This is a genomic window from Kluyvera georgiana, assembly GCF_050990895.1.
GTDB classification, from domain to species: Bacteria; Pseudomonadota; Gammaproteobacteria; order Enterobacterales; family Enterobacteriaceae; genus Kluyvera; species Kluyvera georgiana.
The window spans coordinates 4,649,379-4,669,962 of sequence record NZ_CP158865.1; the positions used below are offsets into that span (position 1 = coordinate 4,649,379).

At 54.7% G+C, this 20,584-nt stretch carries 15 protein-coding genes, 1 tRNA gene, 3 rRNA genes and 1 riboswitch; of the genes, 5 read left to right on the forward strand and 14 right to left on the reverse strand.

The window, feature by feature from the left end; all coding sequences use genetic code 11:
• Positions 1-10: 10 nt before the first annotated feature.
• Entirely contained in the window at positions 11-1,612 is a 1,602-nt protein-coding gene (aceB, locus tag ABTW00_RS22000) for a malate synthase A (protein ID WP_271447138.1), read from the reverse strand.
• A gap of 271 nt (positions 1,613-1,883) precedes the next feature.
• A complete protein-coding gene (gene metA, locus ABTW00_RS22005) occupies positions 1,884-2,813 on the reverse strand; it encodes a homoserine O-acetyltransferase MetA (protein ID WP_064546585.1) in 930 nt (309 codons plus the stop codon).
• Between the two features lie 159 nt (positions 2,814-2,972).
• Here metA and ABTW00_RS22010 point away from each other — a divergent pair, with 159 nt between their 5' ends.
• The gene (locus ABTW00_RS22010; RefSeq protein WP_433637639.1) at positions 2,973-3,425 is read left to right on the forward strand and encodes an acetyltransferase; all 453 of its coding nucleotides are present in this window, start codon (positions 2,973-2,975) and stop codon (positions 3,423-3,425) included.
• Positions 3,426-3,534: 109 nt separating this feature from the next.
• On the opposite strand, the gene rrf is transcribed toward ABTW00_RS22010, so the two are convergent.
• The 4 genes from rrf to ABTW00_RS22030 form a co-directional block, all read right to left on the reverse strand.
• Positions 3,535-3,650, reverse strand: a 5S ribosomal RNA gene (rrf, locus tag ABTW00_RS22015).
• A gap of 92 nt (positions 3,651-3,742) precedes the next feature.
• A 23S ribosomal RNA gene (locus ABTW00_RS22020) occupies positions 3,743-6,650 on the reverse strand.
• Between the two features lie 211 nt (positions 6,651-6,861).
• Positions 6,862-6,937 (reverse strand) — tRNA-Glu (locus tag ABTW00_RS22025).
• Between the two features lie 85 nt (positions 6,938-7,022).
• A 16S ribosomal RNA gene (locus ABTW00_RS22030) occupies positions 7,023-8,562 on the reverse strand.
• The 16S, 23S and 5S rRNA genes sit together here with 1 tRNA gene alongside, the layout of an rRNA operon.
• Before the next feature lie 620 nt (positions 8,563-9,182).
• On the opposite strand from ABTW00_RS22030, the gene purH reads away from it, so the two are divergent.
• Positions 9,183-10,772, forward strand: a complete 1,590-nt coding sequence (purH, locus tag ABTW00_RS22035; RefSeq protein WP_110496265.1) for a bifunctional phosphoribosylaminoimidazolecarboxamide formyltransferase/IMP cyclohydrolase — start codon at positions 9,183-9,185, stop codon at positions 10,770-10,772.
• 15 nt (positions 10,773-10,787) lie between these two features.
• Positions 10,788-12,077, forward strand: coding sequence for a phosphoribosylamine--glycine ligase (gene purD, locus ABTW00_RS22040; RefSeq protein ID WP_271448215.1), 1,290 nt, complete (start codon positions 10,788-10,790; stop codon positions 12,075-12,077).
• On the opposite strand, the gene zraR is transcribed toward purD, so the two are convergent.
• Positions 12,074-13,405, reverse strand: coding sequence for a sigma-54-dependent response regulator transcription factor ZraR (gene zraR, locus ABTW00_RS22045; RefSeq protein WP_433637643.1), 1,332 nt, complete (start codon positions 13,403-13,405; stop codon positions 12,074-12,076). The genes purD and zraR overlap by 4 nt on opposite strands.
• Positions 13,402-14,781, reverse strand: coding sequence for a two-component system sensor histidine kinase ZraS (gene zraS, locus ABTW00_RS22050; RefSeq protein ID WP_271448214.1), 1,380 nt, complete (start codon positions 14,779-14,781; stop codon positions 13,402-13,404). The genes zraR and zraS overlap by 4 nt, the downstream gene beginning before the upstream one ends.
• Positions 14,782-15,031: 250 nt before the next feature.
• On the opposite strand from zraS, the gene zraP reads away from it, so the two are divergent.
• Entirely contained in the window at positions 15,032-15,466 is a 435-nt protein-coding gene (gene zraP / locus ABTW00_RS22055; RefSeq protein WP_433637645.1) for a zinc resistance sensor/chaperone ZraP, read from the forward strand.
• A gap of 3 nt (positions 15,467-15,469) precedes the next feature.
• On the opposite strand, the gene ABTW00_RS22060 is transcribed toward zraP, so the two are convergent.
• The 6 genes from ABTW00_RS22060 to nudC form a co-directional block, all read right to left on the reverse strand.
• Positions 15,470-16,162 (reverse strand): DUF1481 domain-containing protein, encoded by a 693-nt coding sequence (locus ABTW00_RS22060; protein ID WP_064546568.1) that lies wholly within the window; start codon positions 16,160-16,162, stop codon positions 15,470-15,472.
• A gap of 12 nt (positions 16,163-16,174) precedes the next feature.
• Positions 16,175-16,447: a nucleoid-associated protein HU-alpha gene (gene hupA / locus ABTW00_RS22065; RefSeq protein ID WP_001044509.1), complete on the reverse strand. Its 273-nt coding sequence runs from the start codon at positions 16,445-16,447 to the stop codon at positions 16,175-16,177.
• 186 nt (positions 16,448-16,633) lie between these two features.
• Positions 16,634-17,224 (reverse strand): YjaG family protein, encoded by a 591-nt coding sequence (locus ABTW00_RS22070; RefSeq protein ID WP_433637652.1) that lies wholly within the window; start codon positions 17,222-17,224, stop codon positions 16,634-16,636.
• A gap of 33 nt (positions 17,225-17,257) precedes the next feature.
• On the reverse strand, positions 17,258-17,938 hold the full coding sequence (gene nfi, locus ABTW00_RS22075) for a deoxyribonuclease V (protein WP_433637654.1): 681 nt from the start codon (positions 17,936-17,938) through the stop codon (positions 17,258-17,260).
• A gap of 9 nt (positions 17,939-17,947) precedes the next feature.
• Positions 17,948-19,012 (reverse strand): uroporphyrinogen decarboxylase, encoded by a 1,065-nt coding sequence (gene hemE / locus ABTW00_RS22080; protein WP_433637656.1) that lies wholly within the window; start codon positions 19,010-19,012, stop codon positions 17,948-17,950.
• 40 nt (positions 19,013-19,052) lie between these two features.
• Positions 19,053-19,826 (reverse strand): NAD(+) diphosphatase, encoded by a 774-nt coding sequence (gene nudC / locus ABTW00_RS22085; RefSeq protein ID WP_064546560.1) that lies wholly within the window; start codon positions 19,824-19,826, stop codon positions 19,053-19,055.
• 97 nt (positions 19,827-19,923) lie between these two features.
• Between nudC and ABTW00_RS22090 the strand changes: the two genes are divergently transcribed.
• The gene (locus ABTW00_RS22090; protein ID WP_064546558.1) at positions 19,924-20,409 is read left to right on the forward strand and encodes an Rsd/AlgQ family anti-sigma factor; all 486 of its coding nucleotides are present in this window, start codon (positions 19,924-19,926) and stop codon (positions 20,407-20,409) included.
• Positions 20,410-20,460: 51 nt separating this feature from the next.
• Positions 20,461-20,570: riboswitch (TPP riboswitch) on the forward strand.
• Positions 20,571-20,584 lie beyond the last annotated feature (14 nt).

Sequence of the window (20,584 nt, forward strand, 5' to 3'; positions counted from 1 at the left end):
ATGTGGTGAATTACGCCAGCAGGCGGTAGCCCGGCAGGGTCAGGAAGTCGATCAGTTCGTCGGAGGTGGTGATTTGCTCCATCAGGCGCGCGGCATCGTCAAAACGACCGCCGTTGAAGCGGGCTTCGCCCAGCTCGTCTTTAATCACCTGCAGTTCTTCCGCCAGCATCTGGCGGAACAGCGGCTTGGTCACCGGTTTGCCGTTGCTGAGGGTTTTCTGGTGATGGATCCACTGCCAGATAGAGGTACGGGAGATTTCGGCGGTGGCCGCATCTTCCATCAGGCCATAAATCGGTACGCAGCCGTTGCCGGAGATCCACGCCTCGATGTACTGGACCGCCACGCGAATATTGGCGCGCATCCCCTCTTCGGTACGCTCACCGTCGCACGGTGCCAGCAGCTGTTCTGCGGTAATCGGCGCGTCGGTGGCGCGGGAAACAGAGAGCTGGTTCGGGCGATCGCCCAGCACCTCGTTAAACACCGCCATGGCGGTATCAGCAAGACCGGGATGGGCAACCCAGGTGCCGTCATGGCCGTTATTGGCTTCCAGTGATTTATCCGCTTTCACCTTGTTCAGCACCTGCGCGTTGCGCTCGGCATCTTTGTGCGGGATAAACGCTGCCATGCCGCCCATCGCGAACGCGCCGCGCTTGTGACAGGTTTTAATCAACAGCCGTGAATAAGCGCTGAGGAACGGCTTATCCATGGTGACGACCTGACGATCCGGCAAAACGCGGTCCGGGTGGTTCTTCAACGTTTTGATATAGCTGAAGATGTAATCCCAACGGCCACAGTTCAGGCCAACAATATGGTCGCGCAGGGCGTGGAGAATTTCGTCCATCTGGAACACGGCTGGCAAGGTTTCAATCAGCAGCGTGGCTTTGATGGTACCGCGCGGCAGATTGAAGCGATCCTCGGCATAGCAGAACACATCGTTCCACCAGGCCGCTTCCTGCCACGCCTGGGTTTTCGGCAGGTAGAAATAGGGGCCGCTGCCTTTGGCTAACAGCGCTTTGTGGTTGTGGAAAAAGTACAGCGCAAAGTCAAACAGGCTGCCCGGAATGGCTTCGCCGCGCCAGGTGACGTGTTTTTCCGGCAGGTGCAGGCCGCGTACGCGACAAACCAATACCGCGGGGTTCGGTTTGAGCTGATAGATTTTCCCTGCTTCGTTGGTGTAGCTGATGGTGCCGTTGACCGCGTCACGCAGGTTGATCTGCCCTTCGATCACTTTGTTCCAGTCCGGCGCTAATGAGTCTTCAAAATCGGCCATGAACACTTTGACGTTAGCGTTCAGGGCGTTAATCACCATTTTGCGCTCAACGGGACCGGTAATTTCAACGCGACGGTCCTGCAGATCGGCAGGAATTCCGCGTATCTGCCAATTTCCATTACGAATGGAATCGGTTTCCGAAATAAAATCTGGCAGCTTGCCGTCGTCGATATCCTGTTGTTGTTGAATGCGTGCAGCCAGCAGCTTATTACGTTTTGGTGTAAATCGGGTCACGAGTTCGGTCAGAAATTCCACCGCTTCCGCAGTCAAAACCTGCTGTTCCTGCTCGCCAGAAGGCTTCAGAAAAGCCAGTTCATCGGTTGTTGTGGCCTGTTGTGTCATGGTGTAGCTCCTCGTGCGTGATCCGAATAGTTTCCCCGTCAGGTGAGCGGAAGATCGTTGTGTAGTTTTCGCTCAACGTTTTTAAGCCTAATCAATAAAATCAAAAAAACAAAAACAATTTCCATTTTTAAATTAAAATAATCACAACATATTGATTAGATTAGAATTAAAAATTTATGACTGAGTGGGGTGTATTTCGGAAACAAAAAAGGCACCCGAAGGTGCCTGATTGAGTATGCTGAAACGCTTTAGGATCGTGATGAGTAGCGGATCAATCCAACGTTGGATTCATATTCCGCAGATCGTACGGTGTGATCTGGTAGACGTAGTAGTTGAGCCAGTTCGCAAACAGAAGGTTACCGTGGCTACGCCAGGTAGCACGCGGTTTGTTTTGCGGGTCATCTTTAGGGAAATAGTTATAGGGCACTTCCGGACTCAGGCCGGCATCCACATCGCGGAAATATTCACTCGCCAGGGTGTGCGCATCGTATTCCGGATGACCCGTCACGAAAGCGATGCGCTTGTCTTTGCTGGCAAACAGATAGGCGTCGCCGTCAGCGGTTTCCGCGAGGATTTCCAGATCGGTAAAGTCACGAATCAGCTTCGCAGGGAAGTCGGCGTAGCGGGAATGCGGTGCCAGGAAAGTATCGTCAAAACCACGGGTTAGCAGGGCATGAGGGTGAAGAATGTGGTGCTCGTAAACGCCAGAAAGCTTGTCGTCGCGGGTTTGCTTAGGAATCCCGTACAGAATATTAAGCGCGGCTTGTACCGCCCAACAGACAAACAGCGTCGATGTGACGTGATCTTTAGCCCACTCCAGCACCTGCTGAATCTGCGGCCAGTAGGCAACATCATTAAATTCGACCAGGCCAAGCGGCGCACCGGTAACGATCAGTCCATCGAAGTTCTGGTCGCGAATGTCGTCGAAATTACAGTAAAAATTATTCAAATGCTCAGTTGGCGTATTACGCGATTCACGCGCATCAATACGCAGTAGCTGGATATCCAGCTGTAGCGGAGAGTTTGACAGCAAACGCAAGAACTGGTTTTCTGTCTCTATCTTCTTCGGCATAAGGTTCAGGATCAGCACCTTCAGAGGACGAATTTCCTGACCTGTAGCACGTGACGTGGTCATCACAAAGACGTTCTCATCACGCAAGAACTTGACGGCTGGTAGCTCGTCCTGCACCCGAATCGGCATAACCTTATTACCTCACAGCATACGTATAAACGTTTAGACATCCAGACACCTAACGATACCCAGAATTCAGTGAAATGTCGAGTCTGCATGTTAAAGGTGAGAAAGTTTCAATTACGATTGCGGTAGAATGCGGAAACGATTCGAAAGGGAGTAAATGAAGTGGTTATTCGACGTTCACAGCGCCATGAAGGCGAACGGTTAGTGGAAATATGGTGTCGTTCGGTGGATGCGACGCATAATTTCTTGTCCGCGCAGGATAGAGCGGAAATTGAGGTACAGGTACGGACATTTTTACCTGAGGCGCCGCTTTGGGTGGCGGTAGATAACAATAATGTGCCTTTAGCATTTATGCTGCTGTCAGAGCACCATCTGGAAGCACTGTTTGTCGATCCGGATGCTCGAGGTACCGGCGTGGGACGAAAGCTGGTTGAACATGCGTTATCGCTGATCCCCGATCTGACCACCGACGTGAACGAACAGAATGGGCAGGCAGTAGGGTTCTACCAGAAGATGGGGTTTGCCGTGACCGGGCGGTCGGAGACGGACGATCATGGGAGACCTTATCCGCTACTGCATTTACGTTATTGTGGTGCATCAGCGGAGCTGGTGTAACACGCCTCTTCCCGAGTGAGCGCAGCGAGCCCGGGATTTCACCGTATTTTACTTTCGTACAGACGCAAAAAAGCCCATCCGTCAGGATGGGCTTCTTCACTTAATTGATGCCTGGCAGTTCCCTACTCTCGCATGGGGAGACCCCACACTACCATCGGCGCTACGGCGTTTCACTTCTGAGTTCGGCATGGGGTCAGGTGGGACCACCGCGCTACAGCCGCCAGGCAAATTCTGTTTATTAACCCGCTTTTCGCCGGTTAATGTCATCTGTAATCAAGCTGAATATCATCTCTTCGCCAAAACATCTTCGGCGTTGTAAGGTTAAGCCTCACGGTTCATTAGTACTGGTTAGCTCAACGTATCGCTACGCTTACACACCCAGCCTATCAACGTCGTCGTCTTCAACGTTCCTTCAGGACCCTTAAAGGGTCAGGGAGAACTCATCTCGGGGCAAGTTTCGTGCTTAGATGCTTTCAGCACTTATCTTTTCCGCATTTAGCTACCGGGCAATGCCATTGGCATGACAACCCGAACACCAGTGATGCGTCCACTCCGGTCCTCTCGTACTAGGAGCAGCCCCCCTCAATTCTCCAGCGCCCACGGCAGATAGGGACCGAACTGTCTCACGACGTTCTAAACCCAGCTCGCGTACCACTTTAAATGGCGAACAGCCATACCCTTGGGACCTACTTCAGCCCCAGGATGTGATGAGCCGACATCGAGGTGCCAAACACCGCCGTCGATATGAACTCTTGGGCGGTATCAGCCTGTTATCCCCGGAGTACCTTTTATCCGTTGAGCGATGGCCCTTCCATTCAGAACCACCGGATCACTAAGACCTGCTTTCGCACCTGCTCGAGCCGTCACTCTCGCAGTCAAGCTAGCTTATGCCTTTGCACTAACCTCCTGATGTCCGACCAGGATTAGCTAACCTTCGTGCTCCTCCGTTACTCTTTAGGAGGAGACCGCCCCAGTCAAACTACCCACCAGACACTGTCCGCAACCCGGATTACGGGTCTACGTTAGAACACCAGCCATTAAAGGGTGGTATTTCAAGGTTGGCTCCACGCAGACTGGCGTCCACGCTTCAAAGCCTCCCACCTATCCTACACATCAAGGACCAGTGTTCAGTGTCAAGCTATAGTAAAGGTTCACGGGGTCTTTCCGTCTTGCCGCGGGTACACTGCATCTTCACAGCGAGTTCAATTTCACTGAGTCTCGGGTGGAGACAGCCTGGCCATCATTACGCCATTCGTGCAGGTCGGAACTTACCCGACAAGGAATTTCGCTACCTTAGGACCGTTATAGTTACGGCCGCCGTTTACCGGGGCTTCGATCAAGAGCTTCGCCTTACAGCTAACCCCATCAATTAACCTTCCGGCACCGGGCAGGCGTCACACCGTATACGTCCACTTTCGTGTTTGCACAGTGCTGTGTTTTTAATAAACAGTTGCAGCCAGCTGGTATCTTCGACTGATTTCAGCTCCATGGGTAAACCACTTCACCTACATATCAGCGTGCCTTCTCCCGAAGTTACGGCACCATTTTGCCTAGTTCCTTCACCCGAGTTCTCTCAAGCGCCTTGGTATTCTCTACCTGACCACCTGTGTCGGTTTGGGGTACGATTTGATGTTACCTGATGCTTAGAGGCTTTTCCTGGAAGCAGGGCATTTGTTACTTCAGCACCGTAGTGCCTCGTCATCACACCTCAGCGTTAGTAAGCGTCCGGATTTACCTAAACGCTCCGCCTACATGCTTAAACCGGGACAACCGTCGCCCGGCTAACATAGCCTTCTCCGTCCCCCCTTCGCAGTAACACCAAGTACAGGAATATTAACCTGTTTCCCATCGACTACGCCTTTCGGCCTCGCCTTAGGGGTCGACTCACCCTGCCCCGATTAACGTTGGACAGGAACCCTTGGTCTTCCGGCGTGCGGGTTTTTCACCCGCATTATCGTTACTTATGTCAGCATTCGCACTTCTGATACCTCCAGCATCCCTCACGAGACACCTTCGCAGGCTTACAGAACGCTCCCCTACCCAACAACACATAGTGTCGCTGCCGCAGCTTCGGTGCACAGTTTAGCCCCGTTACATCTTCCGCGCAGGCCGACTCGACCAGTGAGCTATTACGCTTTCTTTAAATGATGGCTGCTTCTAAGCCAACATCCTGGCTGTCTGAGCCTTCCCACATCGTTTCCCACTTAACTGTGACTTTGGGACCTTAGCTGGCGGTCTGGGTTGTTTCCCTCTTCACGACGGACGTTAGCACCCGCCGTGTGTCTCCCGTGATAACATTCTTCGGTATTCGCAGTTTGCATCGGGTTGGTAAGTCGGGATGACCCCCTAGCCGAAACAGTGCTCTACCCCCGAAGATGAGTTCACGAGGCGCTACCTAAATAGCTTTCGGGGAGAACCAGCTATCTCCCGGTTTGATTGGCCTTTCACCCCCAGCCACAAGTCATCCGCTAATTTTTCAACATTAGTCGGTTCGGTCCTCCAGTTAGTGTTACCCAACCTTCAACCTGCCCATGGCTAGATCACCGGGTTTCGGGTCTATACCCTGCAACTTAACGCCCAGTTAAGACTCGGTTTCCCTTCGGCTCCCCTATACGGTTAACCTTGCTACAGAATATAAGTCGCTGACCCATTATACAAAAGGTACGCAGTCACACCCCAAAGGGTGCTCCCACTGCTTGTACGTACACGGTTTCAGGTTCTTTTTCACTCCCCTCGCCGGGGTTCTTTTCGCCTTTCCCTCACGGTACTGGTTCACTATCGGTCAGTCAGGAGTATTTAGCCTTGGAGGATGGTCCCCCCATATTCAGACAGGATACCACGTGTCCCGCCCTACTCATCGAGTTCACAACCTGTGCATTTTGGTGTACGGGACTATCACCCTGTACCGTCGGACTTTCCAGACCGTTCCACTAACACACAAGCTGATTCAGACTCTGGGCTGCTCCCCGTTCGCTCGCCGCTACTGGGGGAATCTCGGTTGATTTCTTTTCCTCGGGGTACTTAGATGTTTCAGTTCCCCCGGTTCGCTTCGTTAACCTATGTATTCAGTTAACGATAGTGTGTCGAAACACACTGGGTTTCCCCATTCGGAAATCGCCGGTTATAACGGTTCATATCACCTTACCGACGCTTATCGCAGATTAGCACGTCCTTCATCGCCTCTGACTGCCAGGGCATCCACCGTGTACGCTTAGTCGCTTAACCTCACAACCCGAAGATGTTTCACTTCTGATTGCGAAAATTTGAGAGACTCGAACACACCGCTTATCTGTTCTTATTACGGAGAACAGACACAGTGTGTCGTTTCAATTTTCAGCTTGATCCAGATTTTTAAAGAGCAAATATCTCAAACGTCACCCGAAGATGAGTTTTGAGATATTGAGGTCGGCGACTTTCACTCACACAAACCAGCAAGTGGCGTCCCCTAGGGGATTCGAACCCCTGTTACCGCCGTGAAAGGGCGGTGTCCTGGGCCTCTAGACGAAGGGGACACTGAAGTCTCAATCGCAAGACGCCTTGCTATTTACTTTTCATCAGACAATCTGTGTGAGCACTTCAAAGAACGTTTCTTTAAGGTAAGGAGGTGATCCAACCGCAGGTTCCCCTACGGTTACCTTGTTACGACTTCACCCCAGTCATGAATCACAAAGTGGTAAGCGCCCTCCCGAAGGTTAAGCTACCTACTTCTTTTGCAACCCACTCCCATGGTGTGACGGGCGGTGTGTACAAGGCCCGGGAACGTATTCACCGTAGCATTCTGATCTACGATTACTAGCGATTCCGACTTCATGGAGTCGAGTTGCAGACTCCAATCCGGACTACGACATACTTTATGAGGTCCGCTTGCTCTCGCGAGGTCGCTTCTCTTTGTATATGCCATTGTAGCACGTGTGTAGCCCTACTCGTAAGGGCCATGATGACTTGACGTCATCCCCACCTTCCTCCAGTTTATCACTGGCAGTCTCCTTTGAGTTCCCGGCCGAACCGCTGGCAACAAAGGATAAGGGTTGCGCTCGTTGCGGGACTTAACCCAACATTTCACAACACGAGCTGACGACAGCCATGCAGCACCTGTCTCAGAGTTCCCGAAGGCACCAAAGCATCTCTGCTAAGTTCTCTGGATGTCAAGAGTAGGTAAGGTTCTTCGCGTTGCATCGAATTAAACCACATGCTCCACCGCTTGTGCGGGCCCCCGTCAATTCATTTGAGTTTTAACCTTGCGGCCGTACTCCCCAGGCGGTCTATTTAACGCGTTAGCTCCGGAAGCCACTCCTCAAGGGAACAACCTCCAAATAGACATCGTTTACGGCGTGGACTACCAGGGTATCTAATCCTGTTTGCTCCCCACGCTTTCGCACCTGAGCGTCAGTCTTCGTCCAGGGGGCCGCCTTCGCCACCGGTATTCCTCCAGATCTCTACGCATTTCACCGCTACACCTGGAATTCTACCCCCCTCTACGAGACTCAAGCTTGCCAGTTTCAAATGCAGTTCCCAGGTTGAGCCCGGGGATTTCACATCTGACTTAACAAACCGCCTGCGTGCGCTTTACGCCCAGTAATTCCGATTAACGCTTGCACCCTCCGTATTACCGCGGCTGCTGGCACGGAGTTAGCCGGTGCTTCTTCTGCGAGTAACGTCAATCGCTGTGGTTATTAACCACAACGCCTTCCTCCTCGCTGAAAGTACTTTACAACCCGAAGGCCTTCTTCATACACGCGGCATGGCTGCATCAGGCTTGCGCCCATTGTGCAATATTCCCCACTGCTGCCTCCCGTAGGAGTCTGGACCGTGTCTCAGTTCCAGTGTGGCTGGTCATCCTCTCAGACCAGCTAGGGATCGTCGCCTAGGTGAGCCGTTACCCCACCTACTAGCTAATCCCATCTGGGCACATCCGATGGTGTGAGGCCCGAAGGTCCCCCACTTTGGTCTTGCGACGTTATGCGGTATTAGCTACCGTTTCCAGTAGTTATCCCCCTCCATCGGGCAGTTTCCCAGACATTACTCACCCGTCCGCCACTCGTCACCCGAGAGCAAGCTCTCTGTGCTACCGTTCGACTTGCATGTGTTAGGCCTGCCGCCAGCGTTCAATCTGAGCCATGATCAAACTCTTCAATTTAAGTTTGATGCTCGTGAATTAAACTTCGTAATGAATTACGTGTTCACTCAGAGACTTGGTATTCATTTTTCGTCTTGCGACGTTAAGAATCCGTATCTTCGAGTGCCCACACAGATTGTCTGATAAATTGTTAAAGAGCAGTGCAACGCGGCTTTCGCTCACCGTTGCGAGGTGGCGTATATTACGCTTTCCTCTTTCAGAGTCAACCCTCATTTTCAGGTTTTTCTCTTCAACCAACCCGGCTACTTAGTGTGAAGTGATTCACATCCGCCGTGTCGATGGAGGCGCATTATAGGGAGTTTCCCCGGGGCCGCAACCCTTAAATTGCAGAAAAATGACTGACTGCTGCATTCCACAGCAGAACCCGGCTTTATACCCATTTACACACAGAGTTATCCACAAAAATAAGGATCTCTTGCGATCATCACTTCGTTTTACCCCTCGTCTATAAAGCTGAAATTATCGAATTAAGGGAAAGAGAAAAATTCGCGAGCGTTGCGCAAACGTTTTCGTTACAATGCCCCCGCAAAACAAGGATGCCCCGTAAGGGGCGTTAGCTGAGTTTTTAGCCAAGAATTCACCTAACGCTCTCTGTAATAGTCAAATCCAGGGGATTTACCATGCAACAACGTCGTCCAGTCCGCCGCGCTCTGCTCAGTGTTTCTGACAAGGCCGGTATCATCGAATTCGCCCAGGCACTTTCCGCACGCGGTGTGGAGCTGCTGTCTACGGGGGGGACCGCCCGCCTGTTAGCAGAAAAAGGCCTGGCGGTGACCGAAGTTTCCGATTACACCGGTTTCCCGGAAATGATGGATGGACGCGTGAAGACCCTGCATCCAAAAGTACACGGCGGCATCCTCGGCCGTCGCGGCCAGGACGATGCGATCATGGAACAGCATCACATCGCCCCTATCGATATGGTGGTCGTTAACCTGTATCCGTTCGCCGAGACCGTTGCCCGTGAAGGCTGCTCGCTGGAAGATGCAGTAGAGAACATCGATATCGGCGGCCCAACGATGGTTCGCTCCGCCGCCAAGAACCATAAAGACGTGGCCATCGTGGTGAAGAGCAGCGACTACGACGCCATTATTAAAGAGATGGATGCTAACGAAGGTTCTCTGACCCTCGACACCCGTTTCGATCTGGCGATTAAAGCTTTCGAACACACCGCCGCCTACGACAGCATGATTGCCAACTACTTCGGCAGCATGGTTCCGGCCTACCACGGTGAAAGCAAAGAAGCCGCCGGTCGCTTCCCGCGTACGCTGAACCTGAACTTCATTAAGAAGCAGGATATGCGCTACGGCGAGAACAGCCACCAGCAGGCAGCCTTCTATATAGAAGAGAACGTCAAAGAAGCGTCCGTTGCCACCGCGCAGCAGGTGCAGGGTAAAGCGCTCTCCTACAACAACATCGCCGATACCGACGCGGCGCTGGAATGCGTGAAAGAATTCAACGAGCCAGCCTGCGTGATCGTTAAACATGCCAACCCGTGCGGCGTGGCGGTGAGCTCCACTATTCTCGACGCTTACGACCGTGCGTACAAAACCGACCCAACCTCCGCGTTCGGCGGCATCATAGCCTTCAACCGCGAGCTGGATGCCGAAACCGCGCAGGCGATTATCTCCCGCCAGTTCGTGGAAGTGATTATCGCCCCATCCGCGACCGAAGAAGCGCTGAAGATCACTGCCGCTAAACAGAACGTTCGCGTCCTGACCTGCGGCCAGTGGGCACAGCGTGTGCCGGGTCTGGACTTCAAACGCGTTAACGGCGGCCTGCTGGTTCAGGACCGCGACCTGGGTATGGTAGGCGAAGGCGAACTGCGCGTGGTTTCCAAACGTCAGCCGACCGAGCAAGAGCTGCGCGATGCGCTGTTCTGCTGGAAAGTGGCAAAATTCGTGAAATCCAACGCCATTGTGTATGCCAAAGAGAACATGACCATCGGTATAGGCGCAGGCCAGATGAGCCGCGTTTACTCCGCCAAAATCGCGGGCATTAAAGCCGCTGATGAAGGTCTGGAAGTGAAAGGCTCCGCAATGGCCTCCGACGCTTTCTTCCCGTTTCGCGATGGTATCGATGCCGCTGCCGCCGTGGGCGTGAGCTGTGTGATCCAGCCTGGCGGCTCTATCCGTGATGATGAAGTCATTGCCGCTGCCGATGAACACGGTATCGCGATGATCTTTACCGACATGCGCCACTTCCGCCATTAATCCACGGAGCAGACGATGAAAGTATTAGTGATTGGCAACGGCGGGCGCGAGCACGCGCTGGCGTGGAAAGCGGCGCAGTCGCCGCTGGTTGATACCGTTTTTGTCGCACCGGGCAACGCGGGCACCGCGCTGGAACCCGCGCTGCAAAACGTGGCTATCGGCGTAACCGATATCCCGGCGCTGCTGAGCTTTGCCCAGAACGAGAAGATTGACCTGACCATCGTTGGCCCGGAAGCACCGCTGGTGATTGGCGTGGTCGATGCGTTTCGCGCCGCAGGTCTGAAGATCTTCGGCCCAACCGAAGGCGCCGCGCAGCTGGAAGGCTCCAAAGCCTTCACCAAAGATTTCCTCGCCCGTCATCACATCCCGACGGCGGAGTACCAGAACTTTACCGAGGTTGAGCCTGCGCTGGCTTACCTGCGCGAGAAAGGCGCTCCGATCGTCATCAAAGCCGACGGTCTGGCCGCCGGTAAAGGCGTTATCGTCGCGATGACGCTCGAAGAAGCGGAAGCCGCCGTGCAGGACATGCTGGCGGGTAACGCCTTTGGCGATGCAGGCCACCGCATCGTGATTGAAGAGTTCCTCGACGGTGAAGAAGCGAGCTTTATCGTGATGGTCGACGGCGAACACGTGCTGCCGATGGCCACCAGCCAGGACCACAAACGCGTGGGCAACGGCGATACCGGCCCGAACACCGGCGGGATGGGGGCTTACTCCCCGGCGCCGGTAGTCACTGATGAAGTGCACCAGCGCACCATGGAACGCATCATCTGGCCAACCGTGAAAGGCATGGCGGCGGAAGGGAATACCTACACCGGCTTCCTGTATGCGGGCCTGATGATCGACAAGCAGGGCAACCCGAAGGTAATCGAGTTCAACTGTCGCTTTGGCGATCCGGAAACCCAGCCGATCATGCTGCGCATGAAGTCGGATCTGGTGGATCTGTGCCTGGCCGCCTGCGACGGCAAGCTGGATGAGAAAACCTCCGAGTGGGACGAACGCGCTTCATTAGGCGTGGTGATCGCCGCGGGCGGTTATCCGGGCAGCTACAACACGGGTGATGAGATCCACGGCCTGCCGCTGGAATCCTCAACGGACGGCAAAGTCTTCCACGCTGGCACTAAGCTCGCAGACGACGACCGCGTGCTAACCAGCGGCGGCCGGGTACTGTGCGCCACCGCGCTGGGCCACACCGTCGCCGAAGCGCAGAAACGCGCTTACGCCCTGATGACCGACATCCGCTGGGACGGCAGCTTCAGCCGCAACGACATCGGCTGGCGCGCCATTGAGCGTGAGCAAAACTAACGGCTGAGTTTAGCCAGCAGCGTTTTGCGCGTAATGCCCAATTGACGGGCGGCTTCCGTTTTGTTGCCGCCCGTTTTTTCCAGCGCCGCCAGAATAACTTCTTTCTCCACTTCCACCAGAGGTTGAATCACATCATCGGATGATGAGCAAGCATTCACCGGCGTACCGGTAATCGCCAACGGTAGCTCGCGCTCTGATATATATTCTCCCGTTAACAGTACCACCGCCCGCTCCACCGCATTTTCCAGCTCGCGAATATTGCCCGGCCAGTCGTAATGAATCAGCAGATCCATCGCCTGTGGGGTGAATCCCTGTACCGTTTTGCGGTTACGTTCGCCGTAGCGCTGCAGAAAATAGTGCGCTAGCGACGGGATATCAGCACGACGCTGACGCAGCGGCGGCATCTCGATAGTGACCACGTTCAGACGATAGTAGAGATCCTGACGGAAGCGTCCGGCGCTAACTTCTTCGGCCAAATCGCGATGGGTGGCGGCAATCAGCCGTACATCAACCGCCAGAGTCTGATTGCTTCCCACACGCTGCACTTCACGTTCCTGAATCGCCCGCAGCAGGCGCACCTGCATCAGCGGTGAGATATCGCCAATTTCATCGAGGAATAAGGTACCGCCATCCGCCTCGACAAAACGCCCTTCCCGCCGTTTATCCGCGCCGGTAAACGCGCCCTTTTCGTGGCCGAACAGCTCGGACTCCAGCAGAGATTCATTGAGCGCCGCGCAGTTCAGCGTGACCAACGGCTTATCGCTGCGCGCGCTGCTGGCATGTAGCGCGCGGGCAACCAGTTCTTTCCCGGTACCCGATTCACCATGGATTAACACCGTCGCATCCGAAGGCGCCACCAGCGCAATATCATTGAGTAACTCCTGCATCGCCGGGCTGTCACCCACCATGCCAAACGTCGCCGCCGGGGCCACCGTGACACCGCTTTCCGATTGTCGGGTATGCGCCAGCGCATCGGCCAACGTCTGCTGTAAGCTATCAAAATCAAGCGGCTTCACCAGGTAATCCAGCGCGCCGGATTTTAGCGCCTCCACCGCCGTTCCTACGCTGGAGTAGGCGGTCATAATCAGTACCGGAATCGACGGATTACAAGCCTTGATCTCTTTCAGCGTGGCAATACCGTCCATCTCTGCCATGCGGATATCGCAAAGCACCAGGTCAAATACCTGCTGGCGCACCCGCTCAAGCGCCTGCAAGCCATTGTAAGCCACCGATACCTCGTAGCCCCAGCCCCGCAGTAGCGCCTGTAAAATAGTGCAGTGGCTGATATCGTCATCCACCACCAGAATCGTGACCTTTTCCGCCATCATCCTTGTTCATCCTTCTGTTGCCCATTGACCGGCAGAGAGAGGGTAAAGGTCGCCCCCTTGCCGGGTGAGCTCTCAACCTGAATCGTCCCGCCGTGCTGCTCAACGATGTTCTGCACTACCGCCAGCCCCAGCCCGGTACCGTCAGCCTTGGTGGTGAAATAGGGGGTGAAGATGGCCTGCTTTTGTTCGTGCGTCATCCCCTTGCCGCTGTCCGTTACGCTCAACGTCACGCCTCCGTCTGCCGCCTCGCTTATCGTGACCGTAATGACTCCATCACGTCCTATTGCCTGGATGGCGTTAAGGTAGAGATTCAGCAGTACCTGATTCAGGCGGTCTGGGTCCGCCTGAATCCGCTGTAGCGCAGGCCGGGCGGTAAAATGCAGCTGAATATCCCGACCCGATGCGTCCTGACTCACTAACTGAAGCGAATGGGCAATAACCTCGTTGAGATCCACCGACTGCCATTTTAAATGCGCCGGACGTACCAGCTCCAGCAGGTCGCTGACGACACGATTCAAGCGGTCAGCCTCTTTCGCCATCACCTGTGCCAACGCGTAGGCTTCACCTCCCGGCGGCGTGCGCTCAGCAAAATACTTCGCCAGGCCTTTAATCGAGGAGAGCGGATTACGGATTTCATGCGCCACGCCGGCCGCCAGATGGCCCAGCGCCACCAGCTTCTCCCGACGATGGGTAGCTTCCTGCAGTTGTCTGCGCGAACGTTGATAGCGACGGAACCAGAATTGAGCAAGCAGCGTAGCCACCATTACTAACGCGGCGGCACACAGCATAACCACCATATTGCGCTGCGCACGAGCCTGCTCAGCGTCAAGTTCCCGGCTATCAAACGCGATAAAGATCACCTGCGGCGTATCGACAACGTCACGGCGCATCATCATGCGCATATGGTGACCGCGAGAGGCGTCCAGAGGGCGAAACTGGCGATAGATTTCCAGCGCGGGTTCCGGCGTCCCGATGCGTCGCCAGCGCTCTTTCTCGCTGACCTGAAGCGCACGCATCTCGTCCGGCTGATACAGCGTTTTCCCGACCTGCTGCGGATCGCTATGCGCAATCACCTTCCCCTGCTCATCGGTGACGGCAAACCACAACACGCCAGGCTGCCAGGCCATCTCCTCCAGCATCGACTGAAGCTGAGCGTGATGCATACGCATCCCCATTCCGGCGCGCGTTCCAGACTCCAGCGCGCTAACCAGCACGCGCCCCTGCTCGTGGAGCGCCTGCTGTGCGGCGGCGTTTTCGCGGCCATAGTCGCGGACGATCAGCGCAGAGAACAAACACACCAACAGCAAAATCACGCCAGTCAGCAGCCAGCTCAAATAAGACGCGACCGAGTCCTTTCGTAATCGTATGACGCTCATGGGGGTTTCCTTCTTTTGGTCTTTGCATTCCTTCAGCAGAAATCATGCCAGCTTTACCCGCCCGGAACCCGGCCTGCGAGCACAAATGCCCGGACAAAACGAGTAAAAATGACTCGCCTGGGTAGTACGAGCGCGTCATTTTTACTCGCTTCTCGCGCCGCGTATCGCCCAGCGCCGCAATTTTCGCGACACGGCAAGCTGGCACAGAAGATGCAATAGCTAAGGTGACCACACTACAGGAGAATCCACCATGAAACGGAACAACAATTTGGCTTTTGCACTACTGACTTTTGCGGCTTTGGCCTTCACCAGCGGCGCTGCGCTGGCTGGCGCGCATCATTGGGGGAATAACAGCGGCAACGTTGGCGGTTACAGCCAGTTGACCGATGCACAGCAGGCTACCGCACAGAAACTGCACTATGATTTCTACAACCAGACCAGCGCGCTGCGCCAGCAGATCGCCTCTAAACGCTATGAATACAATGCGCTGCTCACCGCCGATAAGCCAGACAGCGCGAAAATTGAGGGGGTCGCTCAGGAAATAGAGACGTTACAGCAGAAGCTGGATCAGCAGCGGGTGAAGTTTGATGTCGCCCTGGCACAGGCCGGCATTCCTCGCCACGGAGGTATGGGAATCGGCTGTCAGGGGGGGAACGGACACATGGGCGGCATGCACCGCTGGTAACGCTTAGAAGTTTTTTTCCGTCGGCTGCCAGGTACAGTAGTCTTCATTCGCCACCAGCAGCAGCTGGGAGCCTTCCGGGGCTTCCAGCCAGGCAATGCTGACTTCAGCAGAAGAACGGCTCTGACGGCTGGCGATATGCCCTAACGCGCGGGCGTCGAAATCCGGTTTCACCGTTTCGCCTTCACAGGTCGTTACCGACTGGTCAGCGTGCCAGCGTCCCTGTCGCAGCACAACTTTCCCCAGGCGCAGCGCATCGCTGGTCTGACGAATCTGTTCAGCACGATAGCGATAGAGCGCGACCTGGTCGCTGGAGAGCTGCTGTTTTTGCCCATCCATCTCACGCTGCATAAAACTCAGTTCGCCGTTGCGATCGAAACGGGCGCGGATGTGTTCGGTGGGTTTGCCGTAGATATTCAGTTCGATCAGCTGCAATTGATCGTTCTGCCAGCGGTATTCGCTGGTTGAAGTGCTACCGCTATGCCACGGGCTAAAGGTGGCCAGCAGGTGTGTCTCGCCGCCGCTATCTTTACGCCAGATGCGCACCGCGCCCTGGGTGTCAGCATAGCCGCTAGCGGTAAACGGAGGCAGCGCGCTGTTATGGCTACAGGCGGTAAGCAATAAGATGCCCGCTAGCCCCGAAAAGCGACGCCAGATGAACGAAAGGGGCGAAACCGCCCCTTCTTTAAAACTGTTCACTGCCACGCAGTCTTACTTAACAGCGTCTTTCAGTGCTTTACCAGAAACAAATGCCGGCACGTTAGCTGCGGCGATTTTGATTTCTTTACCGGTCTGCGGGTTGCGGCCAGTACGCTCAGCGCGGTGGTTCACTTTGAAGGTACCGAAACCAACCAGCTGTACAGCATCGCCTTCTTTCAGAGACTCAGTAATAGCAGCCAGGGTGGATTCCAGCGCTGCTTTAGCCTGGGTTTTAGACAGTTCAGCCTTGTCCGCAATTACATCAATCAGTTGAGTCTTGTTCATAAGTTATCCTTACAATGTGTTTATCGCTTGCTAAGCATCGAGTGCGACGAAAATGCCAGAAAAGCACTCTCCTGCATACACGCACCGATAGCCACTTTTTTTCGCCCTCCAAATGTAGACCAGACGGGGGGCAGATGTGAAGCCTTCAGGCGTGACAATTCAGGCGGTAAATCACGTTTTATTGTCTCATTGCTGAAAAATTATACCAATATTGCTTTCAGCGGCCTCGCGGAGGTCTGCGCGTAGCCCTTTAATCAGTTCAATATCGCGTTCTTCACACTCGGCTAAAAGGCGGAAAATCTCCCACTGAATGTCCCATTCTTGCTCTACCGCGGGGTTCAAACGCAGCTCTTCGTCGGTCATTTCACGATCAGCCTGGGTCATTTCTAACATCGCAACGGTGGTAATAGAACTCTTACTGACTTCAATCGCGTGTTCGAGGGTTTCACCGCTCAAACGCGAATGTATTAATTCGCTCAATGCAACGCAGGCATCGATCGCCGGATAAACGCCGTACATGTCGTAATCGTCCGCCGCCGGAATCGCCTCTTCCAGCTTTTCCAGCTGGCTGTCGAAGTTCACCTTCGCGTCTTTGACCGTCAGCGTTTCCCAGATGAGGTCGAGAATGCGTCGGTACAGCTGCGGCTCGCCAAACTCCGCCTCTTTGCAGAACATGGCGTAGTTTGGGTACATACGTTCGCACAGACAGGCCATAAACGTGACGTGCTGCCAGCTTTCGAGCTTCTCCAGACGCAGATGAATCGGGTTTTGTAACATGTTGAGTTCTCAAATACGGAAATTAGCCGCAGTTTACCTGATATGGGGCATTTTTGCTGCAAGCCGCGTAAAAGCCGGGCGTTCGGATGCTACCGCATCCGCCCAGCGCGTCGGCTCCGGCAGACGGTAACCCTGAGTGCAGCGCTGTACCCAGTTCAAAGCGCTCTCCAGACTGACGCGATGGCCCGTGGAGATAAACAGCGGGTTACAGCGCGCTTTACTGCGCCAGACCCACGCCAGCTGTTCGTCTTTGTCCATCAGCGGCGCCAGCGCGCCCACCTCTGAAGAAGGCAGTTCAAACTTACCGCACAGCCGTTTTTTCGCCACGCCAATGGTCGGGACGTCCACAAGCAAACCAAAATGACTGGCGACGCCAAGACGGCGCGGGTGGGAAATACCATGGCCATCGACAAACAGCAGATCCGGCTTGTGCGAAAGCTGCTGCCAGGCAGCCATCAGCGCCGGGGTTTCACGAAAGGAGAGGAAGCCCGGGATATAGGGCATGGTGGTGGCGACCCGCGCCACCGTGTATTCAACCAGTTCCAGAGAGGGATACTTCAGCAGAACCATCGCGGCCCGCGTCACTTCGCCACCCTGCTCAAACCCGACGTCCGCTCCCCCGATCAGATCCGGCGGATCCTTGTCGAGGCGATCCTCGCGGATCACTGAAGAGGCCAGTTCAAGCTGCTGAGCGCGTAGCGATGCGAGATCCATAATGACTCCTTAGCGGTGGTATTGTTCGGACAGGCGATGCACCGCCTCCACAAATACCCCGGCATGTTCCGGCGGCACATCCTGATGGATGCCGTGACCGAGGTTGAAGACGTGGCCTTCACCCTGGCCGAAACCTGCAAGTATAGTCGCTACCTCGTCTTCGATCCGTGCCGGCGGCGCATACAGCATGGATGGATCCATATTGCCCTGTAGCGCCACCTTATGACCAACGCGACGACGCGCATCGGCGATATCTGTCGTCCAGTCGAGACCTAACGCATCACAGCCGGTTTCCGCCATCGCTTCCAGCCACTGCCCGCCGCCTTTGGTGAACAACGTTACCGGTACGCGACGGCCATCGTTTTCACGCAGCAGGCCATCGACGATTTTATGCATGTAGTACAACGAGAACTGCTGATAGTCGCGCCCGGTCAGCACGCCGCCCCAGGTGTCGAAAATCATCACCGACTGCGCGCCCGCTTTAATCTGCGCGTTCAGGTACAGCGTGACGCTCTGTGCCAGCTTGTCGAGCAGCAGATGCAGCGCTTTAGGGTCGGCATACATCATCTTTTTAATCACGGTGAAGGCTTTGCTGCTGCCCCCTTCGACCATGTAGGTTGCCAGCGTCCACGGGCTGCCGGAGAAACCGATCAGCGGCACTTCTCCCTTCAGCTCACGGCGGATGGTGCGCACCGCGTTCATCACGTAGCCCAGTTCACCTTCCGGATCCGGAATCGGCAGTTTTTCAACGTCGGCTTTGGTCTTAATTGGCGAGGTAAAACGCGGGCCTTCCCCGGCTTCGAAGTACAGCCCCAGGCCCATCGCATCAGGAATAGTCAGGATATCCGAGAACAAGATCGCCGCATCGAGCGGATAGCGGCGCAGCGGCTGCAGCGTCACCTCACAGGCCAGATCGGCGTTTTTGCACAGCGACATAAAATCACCCGCCTGGGCGCGGGTCGCTTTGTACTCCGGTAAATAACGGCCCGCCTGGCGCATCATCCATACCGGGGTAACGTCTACGGGCTGGCGCAGCAGAGCACGCAGGTAACGATCGTTCTTCAGTTCGCTCATGTTTACATTCCTTTAGCGTTGATGCGCCTATTGTAACATGTCAGTCGTAATCAGCCCGACACATTGCCACAGTATCTTCGATCAGGCGACGGGCGACGGTGCCCGGCGGTGGCAGAAGCGGCAGATCGTCATAGCGATACCAGTTAGCGTTAAGCAGCTCTTTCGGATCGATAACGATGTCGCCGCTATCGTACTCCGCCATAAACGCTGTCATCAGCGACTGTGGGAACGGCCACGGCTGCGAGGTAATGTAGCGCAGGTTCTTCACCTTAATGCCGCTCTCTTCCATCACTTCACGCGCCACCGCCTGCTCTAAGGTTTCGCCCACCTCGACAAAACCGGCCAACACGGTATGCACGCCGTTGCGATGGCGAACGTGTTGGGCAAGAAGAATGGAGTCGTCGCGGCGAATGGCCACGATAATGCACGGTGCAATCTGCGGGTAGTAGCGTTCACGGCAATGGCTACACAGCATCGCCCATTCGGTTTTGCTCGGGTGCATGGTGTGCCCGCAGTAGCCGCAGAACTTATGCGAGCGATAAAACTCGGCCAGCTGCACGCCGCGCCCCGCCAGTTGGAACAACCCCACATCCTGGTCGATAACCTGCCGCACTGAGCCCATGTCATGACGGCGCTGCTGCTGAACCAGCCACACCGGAGAGCCTTCCCACTCGCCTATCTGGAGTGCGCGCTGCCCCACAAGATCGAAATTTAGCGCTTCGCCATATGGTAATTCGCCAGCAGGCAACCATAATTTTTGTTCGTGGCTGACGATCCACCAGCCGCGATCCGATTTTTCAATAATACGATCCATATCTCTTGCGCTACCTTTGCTTCACAGGCATGTTGTTAACATTATTATTACATAATGACGTGAGCAGATTTTAATCTTATCGATGCGGGGTCAACCTATGTTAAACCAGTTAGAAAGTCTAAAAGAGCGAATTCATGGACACCACAGACTGGTCGACCGTTGGCTGAATATTCGTAAGCACCTGCTCGTGGCTTACTACAATCTGGTTGGCCTTAAGCCTGGCAAAGAATCGTTTATGCGTCTCAACGAGAAGGCGCTTGATGACTTTTGTCAGCGGCTGGTCGACTACCTTTCTGCCGGTCATTTCAGTATTTATGAACGTATTATCCATAAAATGGAAGGCAACAGCCCGCTTTTAAACGCCAGCAAAATCTGGCCGCTGCTGGACGCCAATACCCAACAAATTATGGACTACTACGACTCTGCGCTAGAGAACGCTATCGACCAGGATAACGTGTATGCGTTTCAGCAGGCGCTGTCCGATATCGGTGAAGCGCTGGAAGCCCGTTTTCTATTAGAGGATCAGCTCATCATGCTGACCTTCGAGGCCCTCGGCCAGGATGAAATAAAACGTCCGGCTTGAGATTTGCCGCATTAACGCGTAGTTTACATTCATTACCTCTAAGATAGAGGTTACTTCTTGTCGGAGTGCCTGGTGCGCAAGCACGGGCTGAGACCGTTAATTCGGGATCCGCGGAACCTGATCAGGTTAAGACCTGCGAAGGGAACAAGAGTAATTCAGCTTTATGCTGCTGCCT

What these genes read in the sequence shown, in the direction of transcription:
- aceB (WP_271447138.1), bottom strand. Translation starts at nt 1,612, where the DNA reads ATGACACAACAGGCCACAACAACCGATGAACTGGCTTTTCTGAAGCCT.
- metA (WP_064546585.1), bottom strand. Translation starts at nt 2,813, where the DNA reads ATGCCGATTCGGGTGCAGGACGAGCTACCAGCCGTCAAGTTCTTGCGT.
- purH (WP_110496265.1), top strand. Translation starts at nt 9,183, where the DNA reads ATGCAACAACGTCGTCCAGTCCGCCGCGCTCTGCTCAGTGTTTCTGAC.
- purD (WP_271448215.1), top strand. Translation starts at nt 10,788, where the DNA reads ATGAAAGTATTAGTGATTGGCAACGGCGGGCGCGAGCACGCGCTGGCG.
- zraR (WP_433637643.1), bottom strand. Translation starts at nt 13,405, where the DNA reads ATGATGGCGGAAAAGGTCACGATTCTGGTGGTGGATGACGATATCAGC.
- zraS (WP_271448214.1), bottom strand. Translation starts at nt 14,781, where the DNA reads ATGAGCGTCATACGATTACGAAAGGACTCGGTCGCGTCTTATTTGAGC.
- zraP (WP_433637645.1), top strand. Translation starts at nt 15,032, where the DNA reads ATGAAACGGAACAACAATTTGGCTTTTGCACTACTGACTTTTGCGGCT.
- hupA (WP_001044509.1), bottom strand. Translation starts at nt 16,447, where the DNA reads ATGAACAAGACTCAACTGATTGATGTAATTGCGGACAAGGCTGAACTG.
- ABTW00_RS22070 (WP_433637652.1), bottom strand. Translation starts at nt 17,224, where the DNA reads ATGTTACAAAACCCGATTCATCTGCGTCTGGAGAAGCTCGAAAGCTGG.
- nfi (WP_433637654.1), bottom strand. Translation starts at nt 17,938, where the DNA reads ATGGATCTCGCATCGCTACGCGCTCAGCAGCTTGAACTGGCCTCTTCA.
- hemE (WP_433637656.1), bottom strand. Translation starts at nt 19,012, where the DNA reads ATGAGCGAACTGAAGAACGATCGTTACCTGCGTGCTCTGCTGCGCCAG.
- nudC (WP_064546560.1), bottom strand. Translation starts at nt 19,826, where the DNA reads ATGGATCGTATTATTGAAAAATCGGATCGCGGCTGGTGGATCGTCAGC.
- ABTW00_RS22090 (WP_064546558.1), top strand. Translation starts at nt 19,924, where the DNA reads ATGTTAAACCAGTTAGAAAGTCTAAAAGAGCGAATTCATGGACACCAC.